At 50.2% G+C, this 19,242-nt stretch carries 25 protein-coding genes and 1 tRNA gene; all 26 read left to right on the top strand.

Annotation, left to right across the window (positions count from 1 at the left end; genetic code table 11):
* Positions 1 to 2 precede the first annotated feature (2 nt).
* The 26 genes from ppdK (at position 3) to PHH49_03730 (ending at position 19,060) form a co-directional block, all read left to right on the top strand.
* The gene (ppdK, locus tag PHH49_03855; GenBank protein MDD5488083.1) at positions 3 to 2,756 is read left to right on the top strand and encodes a pyruvate, phosphate dikinase; all 2,754 of its coding nucleotides are present in this window, start codon (positions 3 to 5) and stop codon (positions 2,754 to 2,756) included.
* 135 nt (positions 2,757 to 2,891) lie between these two features.
* Complete coding sequence (locus tag PHH49_03850) at positions 2,892 to 3,749, top strand: RNA polymerase sigma factor RpoD/SigA (GenBank protein MDD5488082.1); 858 nt, start codon at positions 2,892 to 2,894, stop codon at positions 3,747 to 3,749.
* Positions 3,750 to 3,803: 54 nt separating this feature from the next.
* A tRNA-Arg gene (locus PHH49_03845) sits at positions 3,804 to 3,880 on the top strand.
* A gap of 422 nt (positions 3,881 to 4,302) precedes the next feature.
* The gene (locus PHH49_03840) at positions 4,303 to 4,476 is read left to right on the top strand and encodes a hypothetical protein (GenBank protein ID MDD5488081.1); all 174 of its coding nucleotides are present in this window, start codon (positions 4,303 to 4,305) and stop codon (positions 4,474 to 4,476) included.
* A 24-nt stretch (positions 4,477 to 4,500) separates the two neighbouring features.
* Positions 4,501 to 4,938 carry an STAS domain-containing protein gene (locus PHH49_03835; GenBank protein ID MDD5488080.1) on the top strand — a complete coding sequence of 146 codons (438 nt, stop codon included), beginning with the start codon at positions 4,501 to 4,503 and terminating at the stop codon, positions 4,936 to 4,938.
* A gap of 56 nt (positions 4,939 to 4,994) precedes the next feature.
* The gene (locus tag PHH49_03830; protein ID MDD5488079.1) at positions 4,995 to 5,651 is read left to right on the top strand and encodes a protein-L-isoaspartate(D-aspartate) O-methyltransferase; all 657 of its coding nucleotides are present in this window, start codon (positions 4,995 to 4,997) and stop codon (positions 5,649 to 5,651) included.
* Positions 5,632 to 5,850 (top strand): hypothetical protein, encoded by a 219-nt coding sequence (locus PHH49_03825; GenBank protein MDD5488078.1) that lies wholly within the window; start codon positions 5,632 to 5,634, stop codon positions 5,848 to 5,850. Before PHH49_03830 ends, PHH49_03825 begins: the two co-directional genes overlap by 20 nt.
* A gap of 19 nt (positions 5,851 to 5,869) precedes the next feature.
* Entirely contained in the window at positions 5,870 to 6,634 is a 765-nt protein-coding gene (locus PHH49_03820) for a response regulator (GenBank protein MDD5488077.1), read from the top strand.
* Positions 6,635 to 6,682: 48 nt separating this feature from the next.
* On the top strand, positions 6,683 to 7,087 hold the full coding sequence (locus PHH49_03815) for a PilZ domain-containing protein (protein ID MDD5488076.1): 405 nt from the start codon (positions 6,683 to 6,685) through the stop codon (positions 7,085 to 7,087).
* Between the two features lie 32 nt (positions 7,088 to 7,119).
* On the top strand, positions 7,120 to 7,599 hold the full coding sequence (locus tag PHH49_03810) for a hypothetical protein (GenBank protein ID MDD5488075.1): 480 nt from the start codon (positions 7,120 to 7,122) through the stop codon (positions 7,597 to 7,599).
* 29 nt (positions 7,600 to 7,628) lie between these two features.
* Complete coding sequence (locus PHH49_03805; protein ID MDD5488074.1) at positions 7,629 to 8,060, top strand: hypothetical protein; 432 nt, start codon at positions 7,629 to 7,631, stop codon at positions 8,058 to 8,060.
* An 80-nt stretch (positions 8,061 to 8,140) separates the two neighbouring features.
* Positions 8,141 to 8,299, top strand: a complete 159-nt coding sequence (locus tag PHH49_03800; GenBank protein ID MDD5488073.1) for an anaerobic ribonucleoside-triphosphate reductase — start codon at positions 8,141 to 8,143, stop codon at positions 8,297 to 8,299.
* An 89-nt stretch (positions 8,300 to 8,388) separates the two neighbouring features.
* The gene (locus PHH49_03795; GenBank protein MDD5488072.1) at positions 8,389 to 8,649 is read left to right on the top strand and encodes a GIY-YIG nuclease family protein; all 261 of its coding nucleotides are present in this window, start codon (positions 8,389 to 8,391) and stop codon (positions 8,647 to 8,649) included.
* On the top strand, positions 8,627 to 9,859 hold the full coding sequence (locus tag PHH49_03790; protein MDD5488071.1) for a U32 family peptidase: 1,233 nt from the start codon (positions 8,627 to 8,629) through the stop codon (positions 9,857 to 9,859). Before PHH49_03795 ends, PHH49_03790 begins: the two co-directional genes overlap by 23 nt.
* A 19-nt stretch (positions 9,860 to 9,878) precedes the next feature.
* Positions 9,879 to 10,157 (top strand): hypothetical protein, encoded by a 279-nt coding sequence (locus tag PHH49_03785; GenBank protein ID MDD5488070.1) that lies wholly within the window; start codon positions 9,879 to 9,881, stop codon positions 10,155 to 10,157.
* A gap of 195 nt (positions 10,158 to 10,352) precedes the next feature.
* Complete coding sequence (locus PHH49_03780; GenBank protein MDD5488069.1) at positions 10,353 to 10,850, top strand: hypothetical protein; 498 nt, start codon at positions 10,353 to 10,355, stop codon at positions 10,848 to 10,850.
* Positions 10,847 to 11,497 (top strand): histidinol phosphate phosphatase domain-containing protein, encoded by a 651-nt coding sequence (locus tag PHH49_03775; GenBank protein MDD5488068.1) that lies wholly within the window; start codon positions 10,847 to 10,849, stop codon positions 11,495 to 11,497. The genes PHH49_03780 and PHH49_03775 overlap by 4 nt, the downstream gene beginning before the upstream one ends.
* 361 nt (positions 11,498 to 11,858) lie before the next feature.
* Positions 11,859 to 13,286 (top strand): alginate export family protein, encoded by a 1,428-nt coding sequence (locus PHH49_03770; protein MDD5488067.1) that lies wholly within the window; start codon positions 11,859 to 11,861, stop codon positions 13,284 to 13,286.
* Between the two features lie 309 nt (positions 13,287 to 13,595).
* On the top strand, positions 13,596 to 13,931 hold the full coding sequence (locus tag PHH49_03765; GenBank protein MDD5488066.1) for a hypothetical protein: 336 nt from the start codon (positions 13,596 to 13,598) through the stop codon (positions 13,929 to 13,931).
* A gap of 20 nt (positions 13,932 to 13,951) precedes the next feature.
* On the top strand, positions 13,952 to 14,800 hold the full coding sequence (locus PHH49_03760; protein ID MDD5488065.1) for a DUF3047 domain-containing protein: 849 nt from the start codon (positions 13,952 to 13,954) through the stop codon (positions 14,798 to 14,800).
* On the top strand, positions 14,790 to 15,230 hold the full coding sequence (locus PHH49_03755) for a hypothetical protein (protein ID MDD5488064.1): 441 nt from the start codon (positions 14,790 to 14,792) through the stop codon (positions 15,228 to 15,230). The genes PHH49_03760 and PHH49_03755 overlap by 11 nt, the downstream gene beginning before the upstream one ends.
* Positions 15,231 to 16,022, top strand: coding sequence for an acyl-ACP--UDP-N-acetylglucosamine O-acyltransferase (lpxA, locus tag PHH49_03750; GenBank protein MDD5488063.1), 792 nt, complete (start codon positions 15,231 to 15,233; stop codon positions 16,020 to 16,022).
* Positions 16,023 to 16,075: 53 nt separating this feature from the next.
* A complete protein-coding gene (locus PHH49_03745; protein ID MDD5488062.1) occupies positions 16,076 to 16,411 on the top strand; it encodes a hypothetical protein in 336 nt (111 codons plus the stop codon).
* 64 nt (positions 16,412 to 16,475) lie between these two features.
* Positions 16,476 to 17,606 carry a M48 family metalloprotease gene (locus tag PHH49_03740; GenBank protein MDD5488061.1) on the top strand — a complete coding sequence of 377 codons (1,131 nt, stop codon included), beginning with the start codon at positions 16,476 to 16,478 and terminating at the stop codon, positions 17,604 to 17,606.
* A complete protein-coding gene (locus PHH49_03735) occupies positions 17,603 to 18,265 on the top strand; it encodes an endonuclease III domain-containing protein (protein MDD5488060.1) in 663 nt (220 codons plus the stop codon). Before PHH49_03740 ends, PHH49_03735 begins: the two co-directional genes overlap by 4 nt.
* Positions 18,266 to 19,060 (top strand): inositol monophosphatase family protein, encoded by a 795-nt coding sequence (locus PHH49_03730; GenBank protein ID MDD5488059.1) that lies wholly within the window; start codon positions 18,266 to 18,268, stop codon positions 19,058 to 19,060.
* Positions 19,061 to 19,242: the final 182 nt, after the last annotated feature.

Genomic DNA, 19,242 nt, shown 5'->3' with positions numbered 1-19,242 from the left:
AAATGAAAACGAAAGCCAAAAAGAAAGTGGCTGGTCCTAAAGCCGGAAAGATGGTCTATTTCTTCGGCGGCGGAAAGGCCGAAGGAAAGGCGGGCATGAAAAACCTTCTTGGTGGGAAAGGGGCTAACCTTGCAGAGATGGCAGGTCTTGGCATACCGGTTCCCGCCGGGTTCACCATAACCACCGAGGTATGCACGGCGTTCTACAAGAACAACGGTAAATATCCCGCCGGGATAAAGGACCAGGTGGCGGCGGCGATGAAAAAAACGGAAAAGATCATGGGCAAGAAGTTCGGTGATCCCGCTGATCCTCTTCTTGTTTCCGTAAGGTCCGGCGCGCGCCAGTCCATGCCGGGTATGATGGAGACGGTCCTTAACGTGGGCCTTACGTCAAAGACCATGGCAGGCCTGATCAAGATGTCGGGTGGTAACGAAAGGTTCGTCTACGACGCCTACAGGCGTCTTATCACCATGTATTCCGACGTTGTAATGGAAAAGGCCGCGGGGATTGAGCCGAAAGAAGGACAGGGGATACGCCAGCAGCTTGAGAAGTTGATGCATGCCGTGAAGAAAAGAAAGGGAGTGACCCTGGATACGGATCTGGACACAGCCGACCTGAAGGAACTTTGTGACGCGTATAAGAAAAAGGTCAAAGAGGTGCTTGGCAAAGAGTTCCCGGATGACGCGGAAGAACAGCTCTGGGGCGGTGTCGGCGCGGTATTCCGTTCATGGAACGGGAAAAGGGCCATATCCTACCGTGTGATCGAAGGTATCCCGCACGAATGGGGTACGGCGGTCAACGTACAGTCAATGGCCTTCGGGAACATGGGTGAGGATTCCGCTACCGGAGTAGCTTTCACCAGGAACCCGGGCAACGGAGAGAACAAGTTCTACGGCGAATATCTTGTGAACGCCCAGGGAGAGGATGTTGTGGCCGGGACACGTACGCCGGCTCCGATAAACACGAACTCGCAGAGTGAGCACAATAAACACGAGAAAATACTGGAAAAATGGAACGCGAAGCTCTACAAGCAGCTTTTCCAGATACAGAGGAAGTTGGAAAAACATTACCGCGATATGCAGGATATGGAGTTCACCATTGAAAAAGGGAAACTTTATATGCTCCAGACCAGGAACGGTAAGCGTAACGGTCCGGCGGCTGTCAAGATGGCGGTAGATATGGTCAAGGAAGGTCTTATCGACAAGAGAACGGCTGTCATGAGGGTAAAACCGTCGCAGCTCGATGAGCTTCTTCACCCGATAATAGACCCGATGGAAGAGAAAAAGATAACCCCGATAGCGAAAGGTCTTCCGGCCGGTCCGGGCGGAGCCGCGGGAATGGTCGTTTTCAGTTCCGATGACGCGGTCGAATGGGCGAAGAACGGTAAAAAGGTCATACTGGTCCGTGAGGAGACCAATCCTGAGGATGTCGAAGGCATGAGGGCGGCCAGCGCTATACTCACATCGCGTGGGGGTATGACATCGCATGCCGCTCTTGTCGCGAGAGGCTGGGGAAAATGCTGTATAGTGGGGTGTGGTGATCTTGAAGTGGATTATCACTCGAAGACCGCTACGACGGGGAAAGTCACCCTTAAGGAAGGCGACTGGATAACGCTGAACGGGACCAAGGGCGTTGTCTACGCCGGTCAGGTGCCGATGATCGACGCAACAAAAGAGAACAAGGTACTGAATGACTTCCTCAAGATATGCGATGCTGTGCGTAAGATGAAGGTCAGGACAAATGCCGATACCCCAGAGGATGCCAGGAAGGCCAGGGCTTTTGGGGCCGAGGGCATAGGTCTTTTCAGGACCGAGCACATGTTCTACGGGGAAGGGGCGGAAGTGCCTCTTTCCAAATTACGCAAGATGATACTTTCAGGCAGCGTGGAAGAGCGCAAAGCCGCTCTTAACGAGCTTTTCCCGCATGTGAAAAAGGATATAAAGGGCACGCTTGAGGCTATGGCGGGTCTGCCGGTCACCATAAGGCTGCTTGATCCTCCCCTTCACGAGTTCGTGCCGCATGAGAGGAAACAGCAGGAAGAACTTGCCGGACAGCTCGGCATAGATATGGGGACCATGGAAAGAAGGATCGCGGCGCTCAAGGAGAATAACCCGATGATGGGACACCGCGGGGTGCGTTTGGGTGTGACCTATCCTGAGGTGACCGAGATGCAGGTAAGGGCCATACTCGAGTCGACGGCTGAGTTGGTAAAGGCCAAGAAGAAAGTGGCTCCGGAGATAATGATACCGGTTGTCAGCAGTGTCAGCGAGATAATCGAGCAGAAAGCCGTGATCGCGAAGGTCATGAAAGAAGTGCTGGGCAAATACAACATGAAAAAGCTCCCGGTGATGATCGGTACGATGATAGAGATCCCGCGCGCGGCTCTTACGGCGGATAAGATCGCGGAAGAAGCCGAGTTCTTCTCGTTCGGGACCAATGACCTGACCCAGATGTCATTCGGGTTCTCCAGGGACGATATGGGGAACTTCCTTGTGCCTTATCTGGAAAAAGGCATACTGCCAAAGGACCCCTTCCAGTCAATAGACGAGGAGGGAGTGGGGCAGCTCATAAAGATGGGTATCGAAAGAGGGAGAAAGACCAAACCCAACCTTAAAGTGGGTATCTGCGGCGAGCATGGAGGAGATCCTGCTTCAGTAGAGTTCTGCTATAAGGCGGGTATGGATTACGTAAGTTGTTCGCCCTTCAGGGTGCCGATAGCCAGATTGGCGGCAGCCCAGGCGACGGTGCAGAACTAGGATATGGCGGATACCGGACGGTCGGCACGCGTGCCGACCGTCCGGTACTGTCGCGGGTAAAAGCCGGTAAAGGTCCTGTTTTTGTGGCGATAGGTTTTCTGTAGATATAAATTACCGATCAAGGATGGCGGGAAAATGGATGCAATAAAACTTTATCTCAAGGATATAAGGGATCTCCCACTATTGTCGCCGGAAAAAGAGAAAGAGCTGGCCCGCAAGGTCAAGAAGGGGAACAAGAAAGCCCGGCAGGAAATGGTCAAGAGCAACCTTCGTCTTGTGATAAACATCGCGAAGAAATACAGTTATCTTGGGGTGCCGATGCTGGACCTGATCGAGGAAGGGAACCTGGGCCTGATGAAAGCGGTAAGCAAGTACGATCCTGAGAAAGGATACAGGTTCAGTACTTACGCCGCGTGGTGGATAAAACAATTCATTACAAGGGCCGTCGCTAACCAGGGAAAGACCGTGCGGATACCCGTGTACGTGATGGAGATGCTGATGCGTTTTCAGAAAGTGAAGAAGCAGCTTCTGCAAAAGATGAAAAAAACGCCACAGCTTAATGATATCTCCAAAAAAATGAAACTCCCTTTGACCCGGGTCAGGCAGCTGAACCATATGGCTTCCAACATATCCAGTCTGAACGCGCCTATAGGAGAATCGGGCGATTCAGAATTCATGGACCTTATCGAGGACGAAAGTATCGTTAGCTCAGTGGATGAACTGAGCAAGTTCCTTCTCCACGAGAGGATCGAAGGGCTTTTAGGCAAAATGACCGAGCGAGAGCAGAAAATATTAAGGCTTCGCTTCGGTCTCGGACCCGATGGGGTGTCGCATACGCTAAGGGATACTGCCAAACATTTTGGGATAACCCGCGAAAGGGTCCGGCAGATCGAGGCAGCCTGCATGGAAAAACTCCGTAAGATGATGGAAGAGCAGGAACAGGTCGCGGAAGCCAGGATGAAAAGCCGGGGCAGAAGGCCCGGGAAAAAATAGGGCTTGCAAATATCCTGTATCTTTTTTATAATTTACGGGTCTGTTTTCCCAAGTGCGCCCGTAGCTCAGTAGGATAGAGCGACTGCCTCCTAAGCAGTAGGCCGTGCGTTCGAATCGCGCCGGGCGCACCATTTTTTCCACCCCACCCAGACCGAAAAGAGGTCCGTCATTAACGAGCTCGATGTCCACAAACCTTCCGTGCGTATGAAACAAAATTTGCGTTTCACCAAATTAATATATAAAATATGTATTACAGGATATACTTCTCGGGGAGAGAAAAGACCCAATGAGCAATTGCCCTGAAGGGAGGACGATACACGCAGGCGTAGATATCTAGACAGGGTCCTTCCATTCACGTGGTCGATCGAGATAAACATTATACCGGGTAACCGGTCTTGGGGCGAAGATAGAGAGCTGGGGAACTGGCCTTACCGATGTCCGCAGATATGGGTGGGAAATAAGGATCGGCCTGGAGAAAGATCCTTAGACCGGAACAGGGGACAATATCAAGTTAGCCGATAGGATATACGTCGGCACAGGAGTGTCATCCAGCATGAGTACCGACAGGACCGAGACCATAACTGTAGTTTTGATAGGCATGGGCGTGATATTCGCGGGGCTTGTTCTTTTCGACTTGGATATAATGCTCCAGAATACCCTTATGTTCGCGGCATTCATATGTTTTCTGGCAGGGTTCATGTTCAGCCAATTAAAGAAGGAAAAATGATCTCAGTACCGAAAAGAGGCGCAGATGCTTTTTGAGTTCTTCACCAAGGGGCGAAAGGGGATGGCGCCGTATGTCAAGCAGATAGAAGCGAAAGGCGATGTGCATATAGTGCGTCTTAAGGGTAGGATCGATATGTATACCATACCCGAGGTCGACAAGTTGAGGCACAGGGCCTTAAGGGGATCGCTTCGCAAGAATATATTACTTGATTTCAAAAATGTCGAGCATGTGGACAGCGCGACATGCGCTCTTCTTGTGCAGTCACTTTCGGAGCTTAAACACGTGCATCATCGGCTGGTCTTGATCAACATATCTGATAAGCTTAAGGGAATGCTGAAGATCGCCAGGATAAGCAGGCTTTTCGACGTGTTCGATTCCGAGGAAAAAGCTCTGGAAGAACTTGCTCGCGAGGATAAAGAGTGGCACTCGCAACATGACGGTGTGTCGGATGACGGGAAATGACCGTCTGTTCGGGTGATGGCATAAGGCCTGGGATGGATGAGTGCCGTGGAGGACCCATGTGTGATCAGGAGAGGGAGGACATGGTCCGGACCCAGATCGTATCTCGGGGAGTGGGGGACGATCTCGTTCTCAAGGCCATGAGAAAGGTCAGGAGACACGAATATGTGTCTCGGGCGACAAGGGATATGGCGTATGTTGACGCCCCTCTCCCGATCGGGTGCGGACAAACGATATCGCAGCCGTATATGGTCGCGTTCATGACGGAAGCGCTTGGCCTCACGGGAGGAGAACGGGTGCTGGAGATAGGTACGGGATCAGGGTACCAGACAGCGGTTCTTGCGGAAATAGCCAGTGAGGTATATACTATTGAAATAGTCGCGGAATTATATCGCGCCGCGCGTGAGCGTCTTATTTCGCAGGGGTACGGGAACATATATTTCCGGCATGGTGACGGGTACGCAGGATGGCCCGAAAAAGTCCCGTTCGACGCTATTGTCGTGACGGCCGCTCCGCCTGAAATGCCCGGGTTTCTGAAAAAACAACTTAAGAACGGCGGAAAGATGGTCGTGCCCGTGGGTACGGGTGAGCAGGAACTTTATGTAGTGGAAAGAACCGCTGAAAGATCATTCCATGAGAAGGATATCATGCCGGTGAGGTTCGTACCGATGGTGCACGCCGGGTTGGGAGGCGACGATGAAAGGTCTGGTCGATAAGGTTAAAAAACTTGATACCGGTTTTTTTGTTCTGTTCGTTATTTCCAAGGTGGTCCTGGGTGCCGGGTTGGGGCTTTTGCTGGGGGCATATCTTATTGAGTACGGCAGATGGACCGTTATAATGCCTTTGGGGATAGCTGTCATGTTGCTGGGGGTCATATTATCCGCGATACCTGCAAGGAAAGCCCTGAAACAGTGATGGAGGAGAGCTGATACATATGGACCGGAAAAAAGCGAAACAGGTGGTCGTTATTGATGATGCCCCGGACGTACGCAAGATACTCGAGATCAATCTTAAGGGGAAGGGGTTTGATGTCTTTACGGCGGAGGATGGAGAGAAGGGTCTGGAGATAGTAAGGGACGAGAAGATCGATCTTATCATACTGGATGTGCTTATGCCACGGACAGACGGGTTTCTTTTTTTGAAGACGTTGAGGAATGACCCTTCTATCCCGGATATCCCCATACTGATGCTTACGGCCAGGGCCGCGATGAAAGATACGTTCGAGGCTTTCAACGTTGACGGGTTCGAGACAAAACCTATAAACATGGGTGCCATTCTTGAAAAGGTCGGACAGCTTCTGCAGGACAAGGCCATGATCGTGAGTGATAACGGGTTCGTCATAGATAAGGTCTCTCCGTCTTTGGAAAAAGCCGGGTATGAAGTGCATATGGTGAAGAACGAGGCCGAAATGTCGGAGAAGGGCAGTAAGACAAGGTTCAAGGTCATTGTCGTACATTTGCCGTTCATCAGCATGGACCCGGACCAGTTCGTCCAGGCTTTGTCGGGATTAAGGTATAGATCGCCTCAGGTGTTCATCTACTGTGACTCGGACGTTAAGGGGACCGAGACCAATGATACCGTTGTGATCGATGAGATACGTGTTAAATGGAAAAAGGCGGGTATAGAGGCTTTTTTCGACGCCAGGCTTACGGGGCCGTCGTTCATGTCCCTGTTCAAGAGCTGGGTGGGCGGGGCATGATATTTGCCTGAGAGGGTAAGGTCTTTGCCAAAGGACTAAGGAGGAGAGATGTCCGGGGATACCGGTTCCGAAAAACGCAAGTACCTTCGGATCGAATCGCGTATTATCGTAAAATGCCGCAGGCATACTGTGACAAGTTCAGAGAGCCGGGAGAAGATCGATGCGGTCGCTGAGAATATATCCATAAACGGTCTCTTGTTCCGTAGTGAAAGAAAATATGAGATCGGGGATATGCTGGAAATAGAGATAGACTTTCCTGAAGGGGAATGCCGCCCTGTTTTCTATGAAAAAGAGATGCCCCCATACAATGCCCCTATAATAACTTCCGGGACCGTTGTTCGTGTGGAGTTCGTCGCGGGAGGGAGCTTTGACATAGGTGTGTGTCTTACGGAACAGAACGATGAACAATGGTTGCGTCTTTTTAATTACACATATGGAAAGGTCGAGTCTTAGGCCGGTCTTTCCATCGACCCGGAGAAGCGCAGATGATAGCGGGAATGATCAACGGCGGGGAGGCCGAAAGCGCGGATATAAGCGCGTGGCTTTATGATTCGTTCTGTGAGGCGATAAGCGCGGATGGTGTGACCGCGGGGGTAGCGTGTCTTTCAGCGGGCGCCGCGCAGATCTTTGCCGAGGTGCTCAGGACGGAGAATATACCTTATACCGTGATAATTCCCAGCGAAGATTATGAAGAACATTTTGACCACAGGGTCGACCAGCTTAATTACCTTACGCTCTTGCCCCATGCCAGCGAAGTGATCAAGCTCCCCTATAAAGAGTTCACGCCCGGAGTGGGGGCGAAGGCCGAGGGCATGGTTATCGATATGGCAGAGATCGTGTATATGGTGGCTAAAGGCAGCGCGAGGCCGCTTGACCCGAGACAGGCAAAACTATATGATCTTTCGGTCGAAAAAAAGAAAAAGATGGTCAGGTTCAACATACTTAACGGAGTCGTGACCCGGTAGATGATCTTTACGGGTAGTCGGAGAGGACGATGATAAAAGCTACACGCCCATTGATAAACGCGATGCTTATTTGTGACAGGGTGATCACGGAGGCCGGTACCAACAAAAAAAGCCTGATAGGCATCTTCGGTAATATTAACGCGTATAAATTTCCCTGCGTGCATCCATTCCTGGCGGTATACATCAAGTTCACTGATGCTAAGGGGCCTTACGACTTCAGGCTTGAACTGGTCGACCTAGAGTCGGGTAAAGTGGTCGGGGAAGGCTGTATCCCGGACCCGATAAAGATCGAGAACCCGCTGGAAACACATGATATCGTTTTCAATCTTGCCGCATTACGTTTCGCGCATCCCGGTAAATATGAGTTCCGTATTTATGCTAACGAAGAGATATGCGGGCAGAAGTCTTTTTTTGTGAACAAAATGGCCGGAAAAGGGCAGAGCGTCTCAGGGGAGTCGTAAAAAAGCATGTGCTCCTTGACATAATGATACCGATAATGTATCATTAATGCATCCAAGTATGACAACCGGAAGGAGATAAAATGGACGAGAAGAACTGCAAGACAGAAGTGTTCGCCAGGATAACCGGTTTTTTCAGGCCCACAGGCGCCTGGAATCTCGGCAAACTGGAAGAGTTCAGGGACAGGGAGAGATACGATATCACGCGCGTTGAAAAGACCGTTCTATGCGTGAATGAATAATATATCTGCCGGTGCGTTCCGGGGATATGGCAAAATACGTCGGTATCGCTGAATTCGACTTGCGCTGTTTTTTCTGGTATAATCGCTACATGTGGTATGTATATATACTCAAGTGCGGCGATGGAACGCTGTATACCGGCATTTCAAAGGATCCCGCCAGACGCGTACAAGAACATAACCTTTCGACAATTGGAGCACGGTATACAAGGAGCCGGCTGCCGGTGGAACTGGTATATGTCGAACCGTCTTCAACAAGGTCCGAAGCCCAAAAAAGAGAAGCCCTGATAAAGAAAATGCGAAGACACGAGAAAGAAACGATGATCTCTCATGACCCCCTTAAGATCGCGTAAAATACAGATACCTGAGCTTGTATCCCCGGCAGGGGATTGGAGCTCGTTGGCGAGTGCTGTCATGTCCGGCGCGGACGCGGTGTATTTCGGAGTAAAAGGACTCAACATGCGGCTTCAGTCGGCGAATTTCGACCTGCTGGAACTGCCCGCGGTCATGGACACGCTCCATTCCGCCGGCAGGAAGGGCTATCTTGCGATCAACGTTATCATATATCAGAACGAATTGGATAAATTAAGGAAGATCCTGTCCCGTGCCAGGAGTGCGGGTGTGGATGCGGTCATATTATGGGATATGGCGGCGCTCTCATTGGCTAAGGAGATGGGGCTTACGGTCCATCTTTCCACACAGGCAAGTGTTTCTAACGCGGAAGCCCTGGCGAAATACGCCAAGTTGGGAGTGAAAAGGGCTGTCCTGGCGAGAGAATGCAGTTTGAGGGACATAAAGAGCATAATCAGGACATTAAAGGAACGCGATATAGATTGTTCCGTGGAAACGTTCGTGCATGGAGCTATGTGTGTAAGTGTTTCAGGCAGGTGTCATCTTTCACATCAAGCGTTCGGCAGGTCCGCCAACAGGGGGGATTGCCTGCAGCCGTGTCGTCGTGAATTCATGATAAAAGATATGTCCGGAGAATGTGAGTATGTGCTCGGGGAAGGCTACGTGCTCAGTCCCAGGGACCTCTGCGCGCTGGACCTCCTGGACAGGCTTATCAGGGCGGGCGTAAAGGCTTTTAAGATCGAGGGAAGGGCAAGGCCTCCTGAATATGTCAAGGTGGTCACCTCTGTTTACAGGAAGGCGCTTGACGCGTTTTCCGAAGGCAGGCTGGATAGCGGTATGAAAGGGGAGCTCCTGGGAGAATTGAACAACACCTTCAATCGAGGGTTCTCGAGTGGTTTCTATCTTGGTATCCCCGAGAGTTCAGGGGCTCTCTCAGAACGTATTTATGAGAAGATATTCGCGGGGGATGTGGTAAAATATTACAAAAAGATAAGCGTAGCCGAGGTCAGGATAAAAGGATGTCCCATAGGGAACGGGGATACTTTGCTTGTAAGCGGGAAAAAGACCCCGGCATTCTATTTCACGGCGGAAGAAATGGAAATAGAACATAAAAAAATATCTTTGGCGGAAAAAGGTATCACCGTGGCGATCAAAATGCCGTTCCCGGTCCGGGCGGGAGACAAGGTGTTCCTGTGGCGCAGTCCGGTGTAAGGAATGAGGGAGGAACTGTATGGGGATGAAATGTGATAAATGTATGACTCAATACGATGATACCTGGGGCGTGTGCCTTTTTTGCGGAGATGAACTGTCACGGGGAGAAAAATGTGATGAGGTCTGCCGGTTGGAAGGGGATACTCCTGAAAATGCCGGATCACGGGTAGTTTTGTCGCGTGTTGTGCTTGTATTTATTACTATGTTCCTTTTTGTGGGTATTATTGTTTACTTTCTTATGTCAGCTGGTGGACATGTTTGGAGTAACATTGTAGAACGTATGTTGTATAAAGGGTAAAAGTGGAGTAAAAACACGATAATTCCACAATATTCAGGCAAAAAATACATGAATGATATTATTTCGGCAAAATTCAGGGAATGGACAAGCGGTCGAAGAACCGGGAATAATATTGTAGATATATATACTTCAATAAGAGATATCCCTTTCTGTGTAGTCCCGGAATTTTTTGACGCTCATAAAGGGCCGGAAGGTATGCTGTTGTTGAATAAAGGGTTTTGCGTACCCAAACATTATCTTTTAGGGGTCATGTTCGGTATGTTGGGGGTTGATGTAAGATATTGCACGTATGCTTTCAAGTGGAAGGATATCCAGGCGGTAATGCCTTCCGGCGTAAAAAGCCTGGCGGACGACCTGCCGGTGACATATCACCTGGCATGTAAGGCACGGATAAACGGGAGGTGGGCGCTTGTTGACGCGACATGGGATAGCCCTTTAGCGTTAGCGGGGTTCCCGGTGAACAAGAACTGGGATGGTGAGTCCGACACCTTGCTTGCGGTAAAACATGCCGACGAGGTCATACATGATGATATGTGCATGCGGGAAGATATATTCAACCAGAAGATGTCGTCATATTCATTGCCGGAAAAGCTGGCGCTTTCAAGGTTTTCCATGGCTTTGAACAAATGGCTTGATGATGTGCGCTCAGGTAAGGAACGATGTATTGACCGATCCGGGAGGGGGAAGGAATGATAGACCTGCATACACATACTATTTTGAGCGATGGGGAGCTCATCCCCAGTGAACTGGTCAGGAGGGCGCATGTTGCCGGATATACAGCTATTGCTATAACCGACCATGTGGACCACTCCAATATCGACCGCGTGTTGGAAGGTGTGGTAGCGGTGGCCGGGGTCCTTAATCGGTGTTGGGATATCACCGTTATTCCCGGAGTGGAGATAACGCATGTGCCAATAGAGGTATTCGCGGACCTGGTAAGGTATGCCAGGGAGAAAGGGGCGCGAATGGTCGTAGGCCATGGAGAGTCGCCTGTCGAGCCGGTTATCCCGGGTACCAACGCCGCCGCGATCTCCGCTGGGGTGGATATATTGGCCCATCCAGGCAAAATAACCCTTGAAGACGCGCAGGCAGCGTCGGATAAAGGAGTGATGCTGGAAATAACCGCACGTAAGGGGCATTCGGGTACCAACGCGTATGTTCTGGAGATAGCCAGATCTGTAGGCGCAGGACTTGTGCTTAACACTGATACGCATGCTCCCGGGGATCTTTTGACCATTGAGTTGAGGGACGCGATCCTGAAGGGGATAGGATGTGACGACACCGTTACCCGGGAGATACTGTGTAATTCCGAAGAATTAGTACGAAAGGCGCGTACATAAGAGAAAAGTCTACATAAGTTTACATTAACTTAACACATAGAATTTTGGCCTTTGACATCTTGACTTAGGCTGAAATCATGCTATACTCCCTACATATATGGTATTGTTCTTTGTTAGAAATGTCGTAATATAGAAAGTTAAATATCCGTGAAATCCATGTGACGGATCATTGACGCATGTACCGCCTTGGGCAGTTTCGATTCTGGCAAAGAAAGGGGGGAAGAAATCAAACCGGGGAAAATTAAGCCTGGAACTGTCAACTTGAGGGCGATACTAACATAGAAACGAAAAGAATAGAGAGATCTATTCACTGATACAAGAGTTCAAGAAATATCCGAAATTTCACCTTTAAGGAGGTAAAATGAGATTAGTTAAAGTATTATGCGTTATAGCGCTGGTATTCGCGTTCTCCGCGGCTGCCTATGCTGAAACGCAGAGCGTGAAAGTAAGCGGCGACATCACCATGCGCGCTTTGGCGAGAGACAACTACGACCTTAACAACAATACGTCAGAAGCCGGTGTGGACGCGACGACTGATTGGGCGAACTCTCTTATGAGCACCGCCGAAGTACAGTTCGACGCGGACCTCACGGACAACGTAGCTGGTGTTATCCGCCTTGTGAACCAGAGAGTATGGGGCGATGACCAGTACGACGGTCCGGCGGACCTCAGGCGTATCGATGCGAACGGCACGGTCAATTCTTATTCACCGAGCGGCACGCATTCCTTTGATGTTCTGGTCGACCTTGCGTACATAGAACTCAAAGAGTTCCTTTATTCACCGCTGACGCTGAAGATAGGTCGTCAGGACCTTTGGTTCGGCAAGGGCTTCATAATCGGCCGCAACCAGCAGGTACCGAATAGCGCGATATACGCCCAGGAATACACAGCTATAGAATCTTTCGACGCGATCAGGGCGACTCTTGATTACGATCCTTGGACCATCGACGCGGTGTTCGCGACGATATCCGAGAACGCGATACAGGCCGATGACGACATCAACCTGTGGGGCGTGAACGTAGGTTACGTGTTTGATTCTTACAACGCCGAAGCGGAAGCTTACTGGTGGTTCAAGCAGTCCAGGAACCCCGGTCCGGCCGGTCAGGGCACAGCTCTTACAAGCGTGAACGGTACTCTTGATAACAGCGTTCATGTTATAGGCGCCCGTGGCAGCATGGACCCGATAGAGGACTGGACAGTCGCTCTTGAAGGTGCTTACCAGTTCGGTCAGTACATGATATCGAACCAGGTGAGCGAGAGGGACAGAAGCGCTTTCGCGATCGACGCTATGGTCGAATGCCGTTACTGGCAGGACCAGTTCGCGTGGAAGCCGGTTCTTAGCGCTGAATACATCTTCTATTCCGGTCAGTCAAAGATCGGCGACGAAGGTGTGAACACAGGCGGCGACTACGAAGGCTGGGACCCGATGTTCAGAGGCAAGTTCGATACGGCCATAAGGGAATTCCAGAACGTATATTACACGACGGCGCAGTCAAGCACCCCGTCATACACCAACCAGCACCAGGTGCTCTTAAGAGGTTCTTTGCAGCCGACCGACAGCCTTATGTTCAACGCTACTTATGGACATTTCTGGCTTGTTGAGGATCTTTCGGCTTCGAACACCAAAAAGAACATAGGTGACGAACTTGACCTGCAGTTGACATGGGATTACACGGAAGACGTGACATTCGGTCTTCTGGCCGGATGGTTCTTCCCGGGTTCCCACTTTGTCGATGGTAACGATGACATCGCTACCGATCTCGTCGGCACAGTAAAACTCAGCTTCTAAGTAAACACAAGTTACACAAAAGACCCGGTCCACTTAGGTGGACCGGGTCTTTTATTTTATGGAGTATTTCTCGACCAATAGGGTACAGGTTTAAACGGGGAGAGAACGGTTCCGGAAAACCAGTCCCCATATTTTTATAATCTTTTCCAGGGATAGTATCCGCTTGTTGTCGCTATGCTTTTCTGGCGCCGGAAGTAAAACGTTGACTTTTGGCGGTATCATAATAAAATATATTAAACTTATATATATTTACGCGAGCGAAAGGGGCAAGACCTTTTCGCGGCGGTGTTTAAAACAAGGAGGCGATCTATGGGAGATAACGACCGTACCGTCCAGTTCTCGCAGAACAGCGTGTATTCTATCCTGTCATACATTTCGTTCTTATGCATAGTACCGGTCATCCTGGTGGCCATGAAAAAAGCCGGGGACCCGGTAAGGTTCCACGCGAGGCAGGGGCTTCTCCTGTTCATACTGGAGATCGCCTTAGGTATAATAGGGATACTTCCGGTGTTGGGCCAGCTCGTTAATCTTCTGGGGATGATACTTTGCAGTCTTCTGTCCCTTTTCTGCATCTTACAGGTATTATTAGGTAATGACTGGAAAATACCTTATCTGGGAGAGTGGGCTGAAAAGATCAACATATGATCGTGTAGTCACGACGTTTTATGCGTAAAAAAAGACCTATATTATTGCTCGTATTTCTTGTCGCGGTCGTTATCTTTGCCGTCTTGTCCGGCACATTGAAAGACCGTGTCTCCTCGGTTATCGCGGCGTTGTTCCATCATATCCGCGTCCAAAAGGAGGAACTGCCGGCTTTGCCCGGCATGGAGGAGTATGATATAGAACGGAGCTTTGATTTTGACTCTTCTTCGGGGCTGGACGAATGGGAGCAGCAGGCCCTGGCGCCAAAAAGTACGGATTATTCAATATTCCCGGCGGAGACCACTGGCAGCATGGTGAAGGCTGAAAGCCAGGGTGGAGCGTCAGCCATTATACTGAGATACAGCCTGGACCGCGAGAGGAGGCCGTTCGTTTCCTGGGACTGGAAGATCGGCGAATTCCCCGGGCGCAAAGAGGACGAAACGCTGGGCAAGAAAAAAGAGTTCGATTTTGCCGCGCAGATGTACGTGGTGTTCCACGCCGGGTTTTTCCTTAACACTAAAGCCATACAGTATGTCTGGACCGAACATATCCCGGCCGGTACGGTGACGGCGAGCCCTTATACGAAGAACGTCATGATAAAGGTGCTTGAGTCCGGTGCCGCCGGGGAGTGGAAACGCGAATTCAGGGATATAGCGGCGGATTACAGGGAGCTTTTTGGTCGCGAACTTAAATATGATGTGCTGGCGATAGCTTTCATGACGGATGCGGATAGCACCGGTACTATAGCGCAGGCATATTACGATAACGTGACTTTCGGATATATGGACCAGAAGCCTCTATCGGCGTCGGACGCCGGAGAGGCAGCCATTGCCGTTCAAGAAGAACCGGAGGTTGGGGAAAATGAGCGATAAAAATAAGCCGCGGAAAAAATACCTGAACAGGTCACTACAGTCCAGATATCTTATTATACTGGCTTTATCCATGGTGGTACCGACCGTGCTCGTGGGAGGATGCCTGTATTATCTTATATTCACGCTCCTGGCGGACCAGATACTTTTGCCGGATGTCGTGGCAAGGGACCTGATACCTGTGATAACCAGGATAAACGCGATGCTGCTTATAGGGCTTCCCGGTGTGTTCGCGCTTCTCTTGACATGGGCGTCCGTACTGTCATATCGTTTTATAGCGCCCCTGGAAAGACTGGAATATGATATCCGGAGGATAGATGAAGGGGATTATTCCATAAGGCTGGAAATAAGCGAAGACCACGACCTTAAGCCCGTAGCGGATGTCATAAATGACCTTGTTGCTAAACTTGATAAAAGAAAAGAGGACAGGTAAATGAAAGCTCATGGCACGGCGATGATATCGCGTGACGCGGAAATAGCCGACACGGTGGAAATAGGTCCGGGAGTGATCATAGAAGCGGGTGTAAAGATCGCCTCCGGGGTGCGTATCATGGCTAACGCTTATATATGCGGAGGTACCGAGATCGGGGAGAACACCGTTATTTATACCGGTGCCGTGATAGGCAATGACCCGCAGGACCATGCCTATAAAGGCGGTCCGACATTTACGCGGATAGGAAAGAACAATGTCATAAGGGAATACGTGACCATACATAGAGGCACGGCCGAAGGCTCGGCTACCGTGGTCGGTGACGATAATATGCTGATGGTCCAGTCGCATCTTGGCCATAATTGCGAAATAGAGGACAATGTCATAATAGCTAATGGAGCGTTATTGGCGGGCCATGTGAAGGTGGAAAAGGGGGCGTTCATTTCTGGGAACGTGGTATTCCACCAGTTCTGTCGTGTGGGTAGATACGCCATGATAGGCGGTTTTACCGGGGTTAATAAAGATGTTCCTCCATATCTTCTGGTCAGAGGTCCCTCGGTCATACGCGGGATAAATCTTGTGGGGCTCCGGAGGGCCGGATTCACGGCTGACGTGATACGGGAGGTCAAGGAAGCCTATAAGGCCATGTTTCTCTCGGGGCTGTCAGTGGACGATGCCCTGGCCCGGATAAAGAGCGGGTCGCATTCCCCTGAGATAGAACATTTTGTCTCTTTTGTGGAGACCTCGAAGAGGAAGATATGTAAAGTACGTTTCAGTAAAGAAGAGTTCTTTTGATGGTGTAGGGGCCGGTCGACGCGATGTAAAATATCTCAAAAAAGGAGACAGGGATGAAAAAGGATGAGGTTAACGAGCTGATCAAAAAGTATCAACCGGTAATGCAGAAGACCGGGAACCAGCTTTCAAAGGCTATGAAAGCCGCTGAGAAGGATATGGTAAAGATGTACAAAGTGGCCCAGGCTCATATCGAGCTACAGATGAAGAACCTGGAAAAAGAGAAACTTTACCATGAGCTGGGTAAATATGTCGCTGGCAAGATATCCAGTGGCGAAATGCAGATAGACGGGCTGGAACCGTTCAAGACAAGGCTTACCAAACTGGCCGATGACGGAGACAAGGTTAAAAGGCGGATAGACGCTATCAACAGGCCGAAAAAAAAGAAGTGATACTTTGAGGCGTGGTATCGGAGCCTGAAGGCTTGGGTTTTTATTGAGGACAATGGCGGGAGAGATGGACAAGGGAAAAGCCAGGGCGTATTTCGCGGTGCGGACGAAAATGTTCTTTGTGGACCTGGCTGCCTCGGTGGTACTGGCTCTTTGCTTCCATATTTTTCTGGCGGAACGGGTGGGTAGGGTCATCACGGCAGGCCGTTCCGGAATGGTTTTTTCTTATCTGGTGTTCTCCTTCATATTCTTTCTGTTCGTTCGTATGGGAAAGCTTCCCATACGTTATTATTCCTCGTTCCGGGTGGAACACAGGTTCGGGCTTTCCCGTGAGGGATACCTGGGCTGGATGAAGGATGAGGCAAGTTCATCCTTGTTGTCCTTGTTCCTGTCTGTAGGGTGTGCCACGGTATTTTTTTATGTTTTGAGGTGTTTTCCCCGAGCCTGGTGGCTCATATCTGCCGGATCGTGGGTGGGGTTCTCCGTACTGATGGCCGGGATATTCCCTGTATATGTAATACCTATATTCTTCAAATATGTTCCGCTGGACGACCCTATTCTGGAGAGAGAGATCAAGTCCATGGCCCTCAGGGCCGGAGTAGGCACGGTCGCGGTGTCAAAGATCGATCTTAGCAGGAAGACCGTAAAGGTGAACGCGGCGCTTGTGGGGATCGGCACGACCCGGCGTGTCATACTGGCGGATAATCTCGTAAATGATCTTGGCCGGGAGGAGGTCCTGGCGGTCGTCGCCCATGAGTTCGGGCACCATATGCGTGGCCATATATGGAAGCTTATAGCGTTCTCGGGAGGACTTACCCTCGCGGCTTTCGGGGCGCTATCCGTGATTTTTCCCTATATTACTAAGCTTGCCGGGGTCAGTGCCGCATATGACATGCGGCTCTTGCCTTTCTTATACATCATTTCCAGTGTGGCCGGATTTCTCGTAATGCCGCTATATAACCTGTTCTCATGCGCTCTCGAGAAAGAGGCGGATGATATTTCTCTCCGGATCACGCGTGATCCGGAAGCGTTCATCGGTATGATGGAAAAGCTCGCGGAGATCAATCTTTCCGTAACAGATCCTTCCCGGCTGCAAAAGGCCGTATTTTATAACCATCCTCCGATATCGGAGCGTATAGAGAACGCGCGGAAGTACGCGATATCGTTGTCCGGGGATATGCCGGAGCTGTCCAAATGAAGGATGATCCCCGGCAGATAAGGGCCATGTACGAGCGTATGGATGATCATTTCGGGGACCTTGGGTGGTGGCCAGCGGAAACCAGTTTTGAGGTCATGGTCGGCGCGGTGCTTACCCAGAACACATCATGGAGGAACGTTGAAAGGGCCATATCTAGGCTGAAGAAAGAAAAGTTGATGGATCCGATGGCAGTACTTAACGTGGACAGACGTAAGCTCGAAAAGGCCATACAATGTTCGGGGTTCTTTCGTGTTAAGGCGGAAAGGCTAAAGAGCCTGTGTGCCTTTCTGCGGGAGGAGTGCGGGGGGGATATCGGAAAGCTCCGGAGGAAGCCTTTAAAGGGACTGCGCGAGAAGCTTCTCGCGATCAAGGGTATCGGCCCGGAGACGGCTGACTCGATATTGCTATACGCGTTGAACAAGCCGATCTTCGTGGTTGACGCGTATACTCGGAGGATATTTACCCGGCACGGTATTGTTGACGAAAGGGACACATATGATACAATACAGGTTGTTGTTATGAGGGCCCTGGAAGGCCGAGTACGCCGGTTCAACCAGTATCATGCCCTTATCGTGGAGACAGCGAAAATATTTTGCAGGACGAACCCACGGTGTGATGGTTGTCCGCTAGGCCATGGACGCGGGGGCAAAAGGAGCTAAATGGACGGAGAATACAAGAATATACTGGAAACGGCCGTAATGGCCGCGACCGAAGCCGGGCGAATGATATTTGAAAGGGTCGATACAAATAAGCAGATATCGCATAAGGGCGCGTTCAATAACCTTGTTACGGATGTTGACAGGGCTTCTGAAAAGATGATAACGGATATGATCAGGCAGAGGCATCCCGAGCACTCGATATTGGCAGAAGAGGGTGGAGAAGTAGGGGCGGATGGGTCCTCTTTCAAGTGGGTCATAGATCCTATAGACGGGACCACGAACTATGCTCATGGGTTCCCGTTCTTCTGTGTTTCCATCGGGGTAATATACGGGAAAAGCGTAAAAGTCGGAGCGGTGTATGATCCGTGCCGGAAAGAGTTATTCACCGCGCTGGATAAGGGCGGGGCGTTCCTTAACGGTAAAAAGATAGGAGTTTCACATATTTCCCGCATGACGGACGCGCTTATGGCAACAGGGTTCGCGTATGACCTGTCGGAAAAGTCTTCGAACGTCAAATATTTCGACATTATGCTAAAAAAAGCGCAGGCGGTCAGAAGAGCCGGTTCTGCGGCGCTTGACCTGTGTTATGTGGCATGCGGAAGGTTCGACGGGTACTGGGAGTTCAACCTATCGCCGTGGGATACGGCCGCCGGACAGCTTATCGTAAGGGAAGCAGGAGGGTTGGTCTCAACATTGGATGGCAAGGATTTTGATATTTATGATAAAGAGATACTCGCGGCGAACACTGGCATTTACGCTGAAATGAGAGAAGTCTTATCCTCTATTAGAGCATAAAGTGTCTATAGTTTCCTCGCTCTTGATCTGTCCGACAATTATATGGTATGCCCATAGTTGTAACAAAAAAAAGTTAAAATATTTTTTTATCCTTCAATAGTCTTATTGATCAAGGATCTGGTAAAAACAGGCTAAATGCTGTAATATATAAAAAAGCTAGTTGACAATTTCTGCCCAGAGGT

This window comes from Candidatus Omnitrophota bacterium, from assembly GCA_028715965.1.
Taxonomy (GTDB): domain Bacteria; phylum Omnitrophota; class Gorgyraeia; order Tantalellales; family Tantalellaceae; genus JAQUQS01.
This window is presented reverse-complemented; position numbering and strand designations above follow the sequence as displayed.